Source organism: Micropruina sp. (assembly GCF_047602385.1).
Taxonomy (GTDB): Bacteria; Actinomycetota; Actinomycetes; order Propionibacteriales; family Propionibacteriaceae; genus Micropruina.
On the sequence record NZ_JASGHL010000001.1, the window covers coordinates 295,524 to 309,257 of the forward strand.

Genomic DNA, 13,734 nt, shown 5'->3' on the forward strand with positions numbered 1-13,734 from the left:
TGATAATGAGTATCAATATGATTAACCTGCGTATGTGTCCATCTCTCCACTGTCGTCGACCGCTCCGCCGCTCACCCCGCGGCTGAGTTCGTGCTGGCGGGACTTCCTGGCTGACCGGCAGCTCCCGGCCGCGCTGGTCAGTGGCCTGGGCTCTCCGCTGAACCTGGTCATGCCCGATCGGCTGCTCCGTAACGCGGAGGCGTTCACGGGCGTCTATCGACGCCTGCGGCTGCGCGGCTCGCTGTATTTCGCGCACAAGGCGAATCGGTCGACTGCGCTGGTGCGGCGGATCGCCGCCAGCGGATTCGGTGTCGACGTGGCGTCCGTCGGTGAGCTGCAGCACACGCTCGCCGCGGGTGTGCCCGGTGCCCGGATCATGGCGACCGGGCCGAAAGGCGATGATTTCCTGTGGCTGAGCGGCACCGCGGGTGCCATCGTGAACGCGGACAGCGTGGCCGAACTCGAACGGCTCGGCACGCTGATCCGGCGGCATCGGCTGCCGCCCGTTCGGGTGATGATCCGGCTGTCCCGGTTCGCCGCGGTGGGGGTCTCGGTGCTCTCTCGGCCGAGCCGGTTCGGGGTCGGCGCGGACCAGCTGGACATGGTGCTGGACACTCTCGACCGCTACCGCGAGGAACTGGTCCTGCACGGCACGGCGTTCCATCTCGACACCACCGGTCTCGATGAGAAGGCGCTCGCCGTCGAAGGCTGCCTGATGGCGCTGGCCCGATGCCAGTCGAAGGGCCACACCCCGCGGGCGATCGACATCGGCGGTGGTTTCGGAATCGCCTACCTCGATGATCCCGAGCAGTGGCACAGCTATGCCCGCGTGCTCAACGACAGCGTCCTCGGGCGGCACGCTCCGATCACCTGGGCCGGCTACGGCTACGGGCTCAAGGCCGAGCGGGGCGCCGTCCGAGGCACCCTGGGCGTCTATCCCAGCCATCGCGATAAGGCCGGGCCGGCCTATCTTGAGGCACTGCTGGCGTGCGAGGGGCCGCGGCTGCGCCGGCCGCTGTCGACGATGCTGCTGGAGAGTCTGGTCGAGCTGGACGTCGAGCCCGGTCGCGCCCTGCTCGATCAGGTGGGCCTGACCCTCGTCGCGGTGCGTGAGGTGCGCGACGGCCCCGACGGGAGCCTGCTGGTGGGCCTCGACGCCAACCGCCACGATGTCAGTGCCGAGGAGCACGGCGTTCTGGTCGACCCGCTGCTGCTTCGCGCCGACGGCGTCCCGCCGGACGAGCCGGTGCGCGCGTACCTGCTCGGCAACCTCTGCCTGGAGAACGACCTGATCAGCCGACGCGCTGTTCACCTACCCGCCACACCCCGACCCGGCGACCTGCTGGCATTCGCCAACACCGGTGGTTACTTCATGGACTTCGCGGCCACCGACGCCTTGATGCAGCGCCGCGCCGCCACGGTGGCGGTGCGGCCTGCGGGGCAAGGCTGGCGTTGGTGCCTGGACGCCGAGTACTGGCCCACCGAAGGAGAACAGTGAGATACGAGTCCATCACCGACGCCATCGGCGGCACGCCGCTGGTCGCGATCCCCGCGGAGGTCCACGGGCTGGCAGGTATCGACCTGTACGCGAAGCTGGAGATGCTCAATCCTTTCGGCTCGGTCAAGGACCGCGCCGCCTGGAATATGGCCCGGGAGCGGCTGGACGACGCCCGCCGCGACGACGCGGCGGTGGTCGAGCTGTCCAGCGGCAATACGGCCAAGGCGCTGGCGGTGATCGCCGGAATGCACGGGCTGCCGTTCCGCAGCGTCACCAACCGGATGAGAGTGCCGGAGATCAAGGACCTGCTGCTGCTGCTCGGCGCCCAGATCGAGGAGCTGCCCGGCCAGACCGAATGCCTCGACCCCACCGACACCGAGGAGCCGCTCACCCGGATGTACCGGCGGCTCACCGAAGAGCGGTCGCAGTTCCTGCACACCGACCAGTACTTCAACCCGCTGAACCGGCAGGCACACCAGGACGCCACCGGCCCGGAGATCGTCGCCGACCTGGACGGGCGGGTACCCGACTACTTCATCGCCTGCGTCGGGACCGCGGGCTCGTCCACCGGAGTGGCGAGTGCGTTCCGGGCCCGTGGCGAGGTGGCGGTGTGGGGCGTGGTTGCCGACCGGTCGGACTTCATCCCGGGAATCCGGACGGCCGACGAGCTCACCGAGGTGGGCCTGTTCGATCCCGGCGCCTTCGACCGCATCGACTCGGTCACCTCGCAGCAGGCGATCGACGGAATGCTGGTGCTGAACCGCCGCTGCGGGATTCTCGGTGGCCCGACGGCAGGTGCCGCGTACTTCGCCGCCGTCCGGGCGCTGCGCGAGGTGAAGGTCGCGCCGGGCGAACGGAAGACGGCGGTCTTCATCGTCTGCGACCGGGCGGAGAGCTACATGAGCTACGTCCGGCAGCGTCGTCCGGAGTTGTTGCAGCGTCCGGCGCGGGTCAACGACGTCCGCACCGTGAGCGAGGACGAGGTATCCCGGGTTCGCTCGCTGTCGGTTGCCGAGGCCGCCGAGTGGATCGAGCGGGAACATCCGGTGGTGATCGACCTGCGGGGTTCCTTCGCCTTCCGCGCTCTACACCTGGCCGGCTCGATCAATATCGTCGACGAGGTCTTCGAAGAACTGGCCCAGGACGGCACTCCGGTCAGCCCGCGGCAGCCGGTTCTGCTGGTCTGTCCGATCGGTGAGCAGTCATTGCGCTACGCCGCGCTGCTGACCCGTCTCGGTCACCGCGACGCTCGTAGCCTCGCGGGTGGCGTGGTGGCCTGGCGGGACGCCGGACAGCAGCTGGTGAGCGCATGACGACGGCGGTCTCCAGCACCCTCGACGCCCTCACAGACCTGGCCGACTGGCACCAGCGGGTGCGGGCGCAGTTCCCGATCCTGATCGCGAACCCCGGCCTCGGGTACCTGGACAGCGCCGCCACCGCGCAGAAGCCGCAGGCCGTGCTCGATCGCATGATGGCCTACCTGACAACGGCGAACGCCAACGCCGGGCGGGGCGCATACCCGTGGGCCACCACCACTACGGCAGCGATCGAGGAGGCCAAGCGGTCGGTCCACGCCCTGCTCGGCGACTCCGGAACCACCTCGTCGGTCGAGTTGGTCTCGGGCGCCAGCGAAGGCCTGCGGCGGGTCGCGGACTGGCTCAGGCCCACGCTGCGGGACGGCGATCGAATCGTGGTCCCGTTCCACGACCATGCGGCCAATCTGCGGCCATGGCTCGACCTGGCGGCGGACCTGGCGGCTTCCGGCGTCCGGATCGAGGTGGTTCCGCTGCCGGTCGACCCAGCGTCGGGTGACTACGCCCATCGCGAGTTCCCGGCCGTGTTCGGTCCGTCCACCCGGTTCGTTGCGGCGACCGGCGTCCACCACGTCTATGGCGCCGACCTGAACGTCCAGCGGATCCGCGCCGCGGTCGGCCCCGGCGTCCCGATCTGCCTGGACGCGGCGCAGAGCGTCGGTCACCGGCCGGTGCTGGTCGACGACTTGGACGTGGACTTCATCGTCTTCTCCGGCCACAAGATGATGGCGCTCCCCGGCACCGGAGCGGTCTGGGCCGGCAACCGTCGCGGTCCGCAGTTCACCCTCGACGGCTGGCCGGGGACGCCGAACACGGTCGGAGCGATCAGCCTGACCGCCGCCGCGCAGTGGCTCGCGGACACCGGCGTGACCTCCATCCAACGCTGGTGCACCGCGCTGTGTGCACTGCTCACCGACGGCCTGGCCCGGATCCCCGAGGTGACCGTGCTCGGTTGCCAGGACAGCCTCGCGGCCAGCTCCACGATGCAGCGCCGGGAATCCCTGGTGACCTTCCGGCACCGGCGGGTGCGCTCCGACGACCTCGGGTTCGTGCTCACCGCGGCCGGCCTGCTGACCCGGTACGACGCGCAGTGCCAGGCCGGCCGGGACAGCCAGGACCACGCCGTCCGGGTGAGTGTGCACGCCTACACCTCGCCGGAGGAGATCCACCGGCTGCTCGACATCGTCGGCCAGGCCTGACCCGCCACGCGGATCAGAGCCGGATGAGTAAGCGAAGGAGACCTAGATGACCCCCACCGTCGCACTGGTCGACGTCTATCCGATGTCCTTCAGCATCGCCGAAGCGTTCGCCGCTGCCGGCGCCACCCTGGTCAGGGTGCAGAGCACGCCGGAGGTGCCGACCGTGTACCGGCGGCCACCCGAGCTGGAGCTCTTCGCGGCCAACATCGTCCACGATGGCGATCTGGGCCGGTCCAGCGGGCGTCTCGCCGAACTCGGCGTCGACTACGTGCTGCCCGGCGGCGAAACCGGTGTCGAACTGGCCGATGCGCTCGCCGAGGCGCTCGGGCTGCCCGGCAACGGAACCGCGCTGAGCGCGGCCCGGCGGGACAAGGCGGTTCAGCAGGCGGCGGTCCGGGCGGCGGGTCTACCGGTCGTCGAGCAGCTGGTCATCACCGGTGAGGCTGAGTTGCTGGCCTGGTGCCGGGGCCGTTCCGGACGGGTCGTGGTGAAGCCGATCCGCAGCGCCGGGAACGACGGCGTGGCGGTCTGCCGGACGGCGGACGAGGCGGTGGCCGCCTACCGGGCGATCATCGGACGCCGCAACATCTTCGGAGTTGCCAACGACGCGGCTCTGGTTCAGGACTACCTGGCCGGACCCGAGTTCGCGGTCAACACGGTCAGCTCGCGTGGGCTGCACGAGGTCACCGACAGCTGGCGCTACGCCAAGATGTCCGTCAACGGGGTGGTCGACCGACACTGCGCCGCCAGCTCGGTCCCGGCCATCCAGAGCGGCCCGTTGGCGGACTACGTGTTCGCGGTGCTGGACGCCCTGGGCATCGGCTACGGCCCGACCCACGCCGAAGTGGTGGTCACCGCCGACGGTCCGCGGCTGGTCGAACTGGGTGCCCGGATCTGCGGCGCCAGTGCCGCCTACTACGCCGAGCAGATCGGCGCGGCGAACCAGCTGACCCGGACCGTCGCCGCCTACCTCAATCCGGAGGGTTTCCTTCGTGAGCGCGGCCGGCGCCGGCCCCGCGGGCATGCCGCGATGGCCTTCCTGACCGCACCGTCAGCCGGACGGCTGGTGGGGTACCCGCTGCTCGACCAGGTCCGCGAACTGGCCAGCTTCCATCGCGTGCACATCGGCGTCCAACCGGGCGAAGACCTGCCCAAGACGGTGGACGACGCCACCGAGCCGCTGATGATCGGGCTGGTGCACGAGGATCCCGAGGTGCTCGCGGCGGACCTCCGGGCGGTGAACTACCTCGACGGTCACGGCTTCTACCGGCTGGCCGGCTGAGACTCGGCCAGCCCTCCGGCGGCCAGCAGCCGCCGGGTGTCGGGGTGACCGGAGGCCATCAACTCGGCGGGGGAGCCGCTGTCGACGATCCGTCCCGCCGACATCACCGCGGCCCGGTCGGCGAACGCGAGCGCCAGCGGCAGGTCATGGGCGGTCATCAGGTAGGCCAGGCCGAGCTCGCGGCGCAACCGGTCCAGCAGTTTCATCATCTCGACCCGCAGCTGGGCGTCCAGCGCCGAGACCGGCTCGTCGAGCAGCAGCAGCCGGGGCGCCACCGACAGTGCCCGTGCGATGGCCACCCGCTGCCGCTGCCCGCCGGAGAGTTGGCCGGGACGGCGGTCGAGATAGCCGACCGGCAACTCCACCGCGGCGAGCACCTCGCGCACCCGGGCGATCCGCTCCGGGCGCGGCGTGCGATCGATTCTCAGCGGTTCCGAGACGATCTGTTCGATGGTCAGCCGCGGGTTGAGCGATGAGCCGGGATCCTGCAGGACGACCTGCACCGCGCGGCGCAGGGCCCGGGTCTCGGCGCGGACGAGAGCTCCGATCTGCTGCCCAGCGAGTTCGATCTGCCCGGACGCCGGCCGGCGCAGTGCGGCGATCACGTGGATCACCGTGCTCTTCCCGCTTCCAGACTCGCCGACCAGGGCCAGAGCCTGCCCGGGGTCCACCTCGAGACTGACCCCATCGACGGCCTTCACCAACCTCCGCCCGACCCCGGCGCCGGCCTCGAAGTGGCGGACCAGGTCGCGCACCCGCAGGATCGGTGAAGTGGTGGTGTCGCGCGAGGCGTCCCGCGGTACGCGCGGCCTCAGCCGGGCCGGTTCGCGGGCCGCCACCAGTCCGCGCAGGGTGGGGCTGGTCGGGCTGTCCAGCAGTGCCGAGGTGGCGCCGGTCTCGACCAGCCGGCCCGCGTCCAGCACGGCGATCCGGTCGCAGAGTTGGGCGACGACGCGCAGCTCATGGCTGATGAAGAGCAGGGCGATCCGATGGTGCTGGCAACGCTCTCGGATCAGCTGGACGATCTCGGCCTGGCGGATCGAGTCCAGCGCACTGGTGGGCTCGTCGGCGATCAGCAGCTGCGGTTCGTTGGCCAGCGCCATGGCCAGTGCGGCTCGCTGCCGCATACCGCCCGAAAGCTCGTCCGGCAGGGCTCGCGCAACACGCTCCGGTTCGTTCAGCCCTACCTCGGCTAACCGCTCGACAGTCAGCCGCTGGGCGGCGGCCCGGGTCAGCGCCGGCTGATGGAGGCGAAACGCCTCGGCGATCTGGACGCCGATCCGGTACACCGGGGTGAACGCCGCCAGGGCGTCCTGTCCCATCCAGGCCAGCCGCCGTCCGCGCAGCCGGGACAGTCGGCGATCGGAGCCGCCGAGCAACTCCTCGCCGGCGAAGCGGACCGATCCGGTGGCCAGGGCCCGGTCGGGGAGCAGGCCCATGATCGCCAGGCCGGCGGCGGACTTCCCGGAACCCGAGGGGCCGATCAGCCCCAGCCGTTCGCCCGCATCGAGCCGTAGGTCGAGGCCGGTCAGGGCCGGCACCGGGGCGTCCCTGCCGGTGGGATAGCTGACGCTGAGCCCGGCCAGGGTTAGCAACGCTTCGGCGCTCATGCGGTGGCCGCGCCCTCGGTGCGCAGCCGCAGTCCCTCGCCGAGCACCGCGGTGCCGAGGACGAGGGTCATCAAGCAACCCACCGGCGCCAGGAAGACCCAGGGGTAGGTGAGTGCCGAGGCCGTCCCGGTGGCGATCAGGGTGCCCAGCGAAACCTCGGGGGGAAGAATGCCGAAGCCGAAGTAGCTGAGCCCGGCCTCGGACAGGACCGCGCCGGTGACGTTCAGCACCAGGTCGATGGTGAGCAGTGGCAGCATCTGCGGCAGCAGGTGCCACCAGATGATCCGGGCAGGAGAGGCGCCGCTGTACTCGGCGGAGCGGACGACGTCTGCCGTCCGCAGGCTCAGCGTCCGCGCGCGGACCACTCGTCCGGTCAGCATCCAGCCCTGCAATGCCAACACCGCGACCATGATCAACCAGTTGATCTGCTCGGCCGGGCCGAGCACGACCGCCAGCAGCAGCACCGGCGGCAGCACCAGCAGCACGTCGACGACGGTCATCAGCAGACGGTCGAGGACCCCGCCGAGATAGCCCGCGACCGTGCCGACCAAGGCGGCCAGTGCCGTGGTCACCACGGCGGCGACACAGCCGATCAGCAGCGACTTCTGCAGCCCCTGCAGGCACAGCAGCAGCACGTCCTCGCCGAGCCGGGCCGTGCCGAGCGGATTGGTTGCGTCGGGTGGCCGGTGGATCCGGTCCAGGCGCTGCCCGGCCTGATCGCCGTCGAGCAGGGCGGGACCGAGCAGGGCGGTGGCCGTGATTAGCGTAAGCACCCCGATGCCGGTGCCGATCAACACTGTGGACGCGCTGGGACGATTCACCGTAGCCGCCTGGTCCGTGGGTCCAACCCGGCGAGCAGCAGGTCGGCCGCTACTCCGGCCACCGCCACCATCGCCGACAACAGCAGCGCCGAGGCGGCGACCACGTTGGCGTCCTGGGCGGAGATGCCGAGCAGCAGCCAGTCGCCCAGTCCGTGCCAGCCGAAGATCCGCTCGGTGAAGACGCCGCCGGCCAGGTGCAGGCCGAAGCTGAACGCGATCAGGGCGGTCATCGGGATGAGTGCCATCCGGACGCCGTGCCGGCCGATGGCGCCCCACCGGGTGTGTCCCTTGGCTCGGGCAGTCCGTAGGAACTCGCTGTCCAGGACGTCCAGCATCGCGGCGCGCTGGTAGCGGCTGTAGAAGGCGAGTTGCGGCAGCATGATGGCCAGCGTGGGGAGCACCAGGTGCCGGGCCTGGTCGAGGACCGCCGGCCAGCCGGTCAGTGCCACCCCCGGCGTCGACTCGCCGGAGAACGGCAACAACTGGACGCCGGCCGCCAGGTTGACCGGCAGCCAGAGGATCTTCAGCACGGTGCCCAGCACGAACACCGGCAGCGCCAGCAGTAGCAGCGAGAAGCCGGTCAGGGCGGCATCGCCGACACTGCGGTTGCGGGCGGCGGACCAGACGCCGAGTCCGACGCCGAGCGTCACGGCCAGGATTCCGCCGGGCAGGAAGAGCCGCAGCGTGGTGCCCAGCCGGCGTCCGAGCTCGTCGCTCACCGGCTGTCCGTCCACGGTGATGCCGAGATCGCCGGTAGCCACCACCTGCCACCAGTGCAGCAGCCGCATCGCCAGCGGCAGACCCAGGCCCAACTGCTCGGCCCGGGCCGCCAGCACCTCGGGGGGCACCGGTGGGTGCACCTGACGCAACTCCGCGAGTGGATCGAAGGACAGGCCGGCCAGCAGATAGACCAGCGAGGTGGCCAATATGCACAGCCAGACCCGTCCGACAACCCTGGCGAGCGTCGATCTCACTTCACGAAGCCGGCCTCAACGAAGTTCCACGCCCCGAGGCCGCGGGCGCCGAAGTTGGCCAGGCCGGTGCGAACGGCATAGGCCCCGGTGCCCGGATAGAGCGGCAGGTGGTGGGCGCTCCGCCAGGCTTCCCGATCGATCTGCTGAACCAGTGTGCTCGCCTTGGCCGGGTCGAGCTCGGCCACCGCGCGGTCGTAGAGCTGCTCGATCTGTGGCACCGCCACCCGGCCGAAGTTGTTGCCGATCACGTCGGCCTTCGGGGTCTGGAAGACGGAGCGATCGTGGGAGACCGGATAGGGGGACTTCGTCCATTCGAAGGTGATCAGGTCGAACTGGCCGGCCCGCAGATAGTCCGAGGCGAAACGGTCGATCGGGACGATCTGCACCTTGGTGCCGACCCCGACCTGCTTCAGCTGCTCGGCGACCAGCGAGGCGGTGGTCTCGCCTGCCGGGGTCTGCTGAGCGACCAGCCGAAGCGTCAACTCGGCACCGCCCTTCCGCCGCAGGTCGCTTCCGGTCCGGATCCACCCCTGCTCGTCCAGAGCCTTGGCGGCAGCGGCGGGATCGTAGGGTAGCTCCGCGCTGTTGTCGCGGTAGTCGGCGTGGCTCGGCGGCACCACGTGATGGCCGACGGCCCGTACGCCGGGCGTGATCGGCCCGACCACCACGTCGGTGATCTGCTGGGGGTTGATCGCCTGGCTGATCGCCTGGCGCAGCGTCAGGTTGTTCAGCAACGCTCCCTCGGCGCCGTTGAAAGTGAGCTGCCCGGCCAGTCGTTCGCTACCCGACCGGATCTGCACCCCGGTCATCGCCGAGGTCCGCTTGAACAGGTCGACGTCGGCGTTGATCGGCGTCCAGTCCAGCCCTCCGTTGGCCAGTTCGTCAGCTCGGGCCGCCGAATCGAGGGTGCGGAAGACGACCCGGTCGAGCTTGGGCTGGTCCTGCCACCAACGCGTGGATCGCTTCACCGTGAAGGTCTTGGCGGTCAGATCGACCCGCTCGACGTCGAACGGCCCGGACGTAATCGTCGGCCCGTCCTTCCAGGCGGTGTTGAACTGCGCCGGGTCCGCGGTCAGTTCGTGCGGCGCCAAGGGGCGGAAGAGCGCCTTCCAATCGGCGAAGGTGGAGCGATAGGTGAGCAACGCCTCCTGGTCGTTCGCTCCCCGCTCGACCTTCGCCACGTTGGCGTAACCGACGGTATTGCTGACCTGGTACCGGGCGTCGGAACCACTGAGCGCCCGCCACTGATCGCGCAGATCTCGCCAGTCCAGCGCCCGCCCATTGCTCCAGGTCGCCTTGGCGTTGATCCGGTAGCGAACCACCTGCGGGGAGTCGGAGATCACCTCGATCGCGGTGAAATAGGCCGGGTGCGGTGTCGAGCCACCGTCCGCCTGGTCCTTGAAGGCGGTCGGCAGGATCGCGTCGGCGAACTGGTAGGTCACCGAGCGGGCGCCGTCGATCTGCAGCGGATTGAAGTTGCCGGGCAGCGCGTCGATCGGGATGCGCAGGTCGCCACCCTCGCGAAGGGCGTCGCGCGGCTGCGGGTTGCGATCGGTCAGCGGTCGATCGGCTGCGGCCGGCGGGCTGGTCGGGGCGGTCGGCGCTGCCGCCGGCTGACTGCAGCCCACCAGCAAGGTGGCCACGGCCAGGGCGGCGGCGGCCGGTACCCGGGCGCGGCGAACGGTCGATAGGAAGGCTATGTTGAGCATGAGAGTCATTCTCACATAGGCTCGGTTGGCGTGTCATGTCGCCGGCCGTTCGGATCGGTCGGCCCTGCAGAGAGGCCCCCCGCGTGCGCTCCATCGGCCTGTTCCGCCGCAACCCGGACTTCGCCCGCTTCTGGGCGGGTGAGACCGTGTCGCTCTTCGGCACCCAGATCAGCGGGCTCGCGCTGCCACTGACCGCATTGCTGGTGCTGAACGTAGGCGCCACCGAGATGGGAATCCTGCGGGCACTGGCGTTCCTGCCCTTCCTGGTTGTCGCCCTGCCTTTCGGGGCGCTCGCCGACCGGCACGCCCGGCGTCCGCTGATGATCGCCGCCAACCTGATCCGCGCGCCGCTGGTGATGCTGGTGCCGGTGCTGGTCGCCACCGGCCTGCTGAACCTGCCAGTGCTGGCCGTCATCGTGCTGGCCATCGGGGTGTGCACCGTGCTGTTCGAGGTGTGCTGGCTGGCGTACGTTCCCGACATCGTCGCTCGCGAAGACTTGATCCGGGCCAATGGCCGGGTTTCCGCCAGCGCCTCGGCGGCCGAGTTCGCCGGGCCCGGCCTCGGCGGCGCGCTGACCCAATGGCTCACTGCCCCGTTCGCGTTGCTGGCCAACGGGCTGACCTATCTGCTGTCGGTCGCGTCCCTGCTGTCGATCAGGAGTCGAGAGCTACCGCGGACGGCGGTCAAGCGAAGGATCGCCAGCGAGATAGCGGGCGGCCTTCGCTTCATCGCTGGCGAACCCTTCCTGCGGCTGCTGACGGTGACCGGTGCCGCGTACAACTTCTGCTACATGTTCGTGGAAGCGCTGCTGATCCTCTACTTGGTACAGCAGCTCGGCTTCTCGCCGGGAGTGGTGGGCCTGGTGATCGCACTCGGCGCGCTTGGCGGGCTGGCTGGCGCGGCCTGCGCGGGGACGCTGCTGCACCGGTTCCGGTTCGGCCGGGTATTCGCCTGGGCCGTCGTCATCGGCTACGCCGGCCCGGCACTGATCCCGGCGGTCGCCGCGGGGACGCCCGGCGGTACGGCGGTCGTCGTCGGCGGCCTGTTCCTGATGCGGGCCGGGCTCGCAGTCAGCAACGTCGCCGGGACGAGCTTGCGACAGGCGGTCACCCCGCCGGAGATGATGGGCCGGATGACCGCGGGAATGCGGACGATCTCGTGGGGGATCGGTACCACCGGGGCCTTGGTCGGCGGTCTGGCGGGGGATCTGCTGGGACTGCGATTCGCGCTGTGGGTGGCGGTCGCCGGCTTCCTCGGAACCGGCGTCATCGTGTTGCTCTCGCGCATTCCAGGTTTGTCCGAGCTACCCGAGCCGGCCCGTCCCGGCGCCGCCCCGACGTCGCCGGTGGAGCGCCGGTGAGCATGCCGGCAGGCGGACGTCTCGGCCACCGGCAGATCGGGCCCGGCTCCCGGCAACGTTGAAAGGCTCAGCTCAGGTTCGCCTGCTCCGCGCCGATGGTGGTGTCGTCGCCGTGCCCGGTCTTGACCACCGTCTCGTCCGGCAACGCGAACAGTTTCGCCCGGATCGACGCCACCAGGGTGTCCCGGTCGCTGTAGCTTCGCCCGGTCGCGCCGGGGCCACCCTGGAACAGGGTGTCGCCGGTGAACACCGTAGCCAGCGACGGCAGGTAGAGGCAGACCGCGCCGGGCGCATGCCCCGGGGTGTGCAGCACCCGGGCCGACTCGCCACCGATGGTGATGGTCTGGCCGTCGCTGAGCGGTCCGTCCGGCGGGGTGTCGTGGGTGAGTTGCCACAGCACGGCGTCGTCGGGGTGGAGCAGCACCGGCGCCTGGGTGACCCGTCCCAGCGCCGGCGCCCAGCGGACGTGGTCGTCGTGGGCGTGGGTGCAGACGACGGCCTTGACCCGGCGTCCGTCGATCAGCTTCACGATCGCCAGTGGATCGTGCGGGGCGTCGATGACGATGCACTCGGTGTCGTCGCCGACCACCCAGACATTGTTGTCGACGTCGAAGGTCTCGCCGTCGAGCGAGAAGGTGCCGGACGTGACGGCGTGGTCGATCCGGACCGGCATCAGAGCACCACCACCGAGCGCAGCACGTTGCCGCCATGCATCTTCTCGAACGCGGCCTCGACACCGTCGATGCCGATCTCCTCGGTGACGAAGGCGTCCAGCGGCAGCCGGCCCTGCAGGTACAGGTCGATCAGCATCGGGAAGTCCCGGCTGGGCAGGCAGTCGCCGTACCAGGACGACTTCAGCGACCCGCCGCGTCCGAACACGTCGAGCAGCGGCAACTCGAGCTGCATCTCGGGGGTGGGGACGCCGACCAGTACCACCGTGCCGGCCAGGTCGCGTCCGTAGAACGCCTGCTTCCAGGTCTCCGGACGCCCGACCGCGTCGATCACCACGTCGGCGCCGAAGCCACCGGTCAACTCCTGGATCGCCGCCACCGCGTCGTTCGCGGAACTGTTCACGGTGTGCGTCGCGCCGAGTTCGGACGCGGTGGCCAGTTTGCGGTCGTCGATGTCGACGGCGATGATCCGGGACGCGCCGGCCAGCCGGGCGCCGGCGATCGCGGCCGCGCCCACACCGCCGCAGCCGATCACCGCGACCGAATCGCCGCGGCCCACGTTGCCGGTGTTCAACGCGGCACCCAGGCCGGCCATCACACCGCAGCCGAGTAGCCCGGCAGCCGCCGGACGCGCGGCCGGGTCGACCTTGGTGCACTGACCGGCGGCGACCAGGGTCTTGTCGATGAAGGCACCGATGCCGAGCGCGGGGGAGAGCTCGGTGCCGTCCTCCAAGGTCATCCTCTGCTTCGCGTTGTGGGTGGCGAAGCAGTACCAGGGACGCCCGCGCAGGCAGGCCCGGCAGGCGCCACAGACCGCACGCCAGTTCAGGATCACGTAGTCGCCCGGGGCCAGATCGTGCACCTCGGCGCCGACGGATTCGACGATGCCCGCGGCCTCGTGACCGAGCAGGTAGGGGTAGTCGTTCCCGATCCCGCCCTCGCGGTAGTGCAGGTCGGTGTGGCACACGCCGCACGCCTGGATCGCGACCACGGCTTCACCCGGACCCGGGTCCGGCACGTTCACCGTGACCAGTTCGACCGGTGCGCCTTTGCCCCGGGCGATGACGCCCTTCACCTGTTGCATGTCTGTCCTGACTCCCGTCGTCGGTGTGACCTGTTCACGATCCTGTAGGGCGGACGCCGACCGGTCAACCGGCACGCGCCGGGTCGGCCTCGACCGGTACGCAGTTCTGACACCTTGCCGCCCGATCCCGGCGAGCGCAGGCTGGTCAGCGCGAAGCTCGCGCCCACACGGCGGCGGCCGGGCAGCGGCCCCGCCACACGATTGGAGGCATC

General features: G+C 70.3%; 11 protein-coding genes. 5 read left to right on the top strand and 6 right to left on the bottom strand.

The genetic code is table 11. The features are described from left to right. Positions 1 to 34 precede the first annotated feature (34 nt). The 4 genes from QM711_RS01385 to QM711_RS01400 are packed head-to-tail and all read left to right on the top strand — an operon-like array spanning position 35 to position 5,292. A complete protein-coding gene (locus tag QM711_RS01385; protein WP_415095928.1) occupies positions 35 to 1,498 on the top strand; it encodes a hypothetical protein in 1,464 nt (487 codons plus the stop codon). After that, complete coding sequence (locus QM711_RS01390; RefSeq protein WP_415095929.1) at positions 1,495 to 2,811, top strand: pyridoxal-phosphate dependent enzyme; 1,317 nt, start codon at positions 1,495 to 1,497, stop codon at positions 2,809 to 2,811. The genes QM711_RS01385 and QM711_RS01390 overlap by 4 nt, the downstream gene beginning before the upstream one ends. Then, entirely contained in the window at positions 2,808 to 4,010 is a 1,203-nt protein-coding gene (locus tag QM711_RS01395) for an aminotransferase class V-fold PLP-dependent enzyme (protein ID WP_415095930.1), read from the top strand. The genes QM711_RS01390 and QM711_RS01395 overlap by 4 nt, the downstream gene beginning before the upstream one ends. 46 nt (positions 4,011 to 4,056) lie before the next feature. Beyond that, positions 4,057 to 5,292: an ATP-grasp domain-containing protein gene (locus QM711_RS01400; RefSeq protein WP_415095931.1), complete on the top strand. Its 1,236-nt coding sequence runs from the start codon at positions 4,057 to 4,059 to the stop codon at positions 5,290 to 5,292. Here the strand turns inward: QM711_RS01400 and nikE are convergent. From nikE to QM711_RS01420, 4 genes are read right to left on the bottom strand one after another with little or no spacing between them, the layout of a single operon-like run. Continuing rightward, positions 5,274 to 6,902 (bottom strand): nickel ABC transporter ATP-binding protein NikE, encoded by a 1,629-nt coding sequence (gene nikE / locus QM711_RS01405; RefSeq protein ID WP_415095932.1) that lies wholly within the window; start codon positions 6,900 to 6,902, stop codon positions 5,274 to 5,276. The genes QM711_RS01400 and nikE overlap by 19 nt on opposite strands. Then, the gene (locus QM711_RS01410; RefSeq protein WP_415095933.1) at positions 6,899 to 7,723 is read right to left on the bottom strand and encodes an ABC transporter permease; all 825 of its coding nucleotides are present in this window, start codon (positions 7,721 to 7,723) and stop codon (positions 6,899 to 6,901) included. Before QM711_RS01410 ends, nikE begins: the two co-directional genes overlap by 4 nt. After that, entirely contained in the window at positions 7,720 to 8,697 is a 978-nt protein-coding gene (locus QM711_RS01415) for an ABC transporter permease (RefSeq protein ID WP_415095934.1), read from the bottom strand. The genes QM711_RS01410 and QM711_RS01415 overlap by 4 nt, the downstream gene beginning before the upstream one ends. Further along, the gene (locus QM711_RS01420) at positions 8,694 to 10,406 is read right to left on the bottom strand and encodes an ABC transporter family substrate-binding protein (RefSeq protein WP_415095935.1); all 1,713 of its coding nucleotides are present in this window, start codon (positions 10,404 to 10,406) and stop codon (positions 8,694 to 8,696) included. The genes QM711_RS01415 and QM711_RS01420 overlap by 4 nt, the downstream gene beginning before the upstream one ends. A gap of 83 nt (positions 10,407 to 10,489) precedes the next feature. Here QM711_RS01420 and QM711_RS01425 point away from each other — a divergent pair, with 83 nt between their 5' ends. Further along, entirely contained in the window at positions 10,490 to 11,767 is a 1,278-nt protein-coding gene (locus tag QM711_RS01425; RefSeq protein ID WP_415095936.1) for an MFS transporter, read from the top strand. A gap of 67 nt (positions 11,768 to 11,834) precedes the next feature. On the opposite strand, the gene QM711_RS01430 is transcribed toward QM711_RS01425, so the two are convergent. After that, positions 11,835 to 12,440: an MBL fold metallo-hydrolase gene (locus tag QM711_RS01430; protein ID WP_415095937.1), complete on the bottom strand. Its 606-nt coding sequence runs from the start codon at positions 12,438 to 12,440 to the stop codon at positions 11,835 to 11,837. Then, positions 12,440 to 13,522, bottom strand: coding sequence for an S-(hydroxymethyl)mycothiol dehydrogenase (locus tag QM711_RS01435; protein ID WP_415095938.1), 1,083 nt, complete (start codon positions 13,520 to 13,522; stop codon positions 12,440 to 12,442). Before QM711_RS01435 ends, QM711_RS01430 begins: the two co-directional genes overlap by 1 nt. Positions 13,523 to 13,734: the final 212 nt, after the last annotated feature.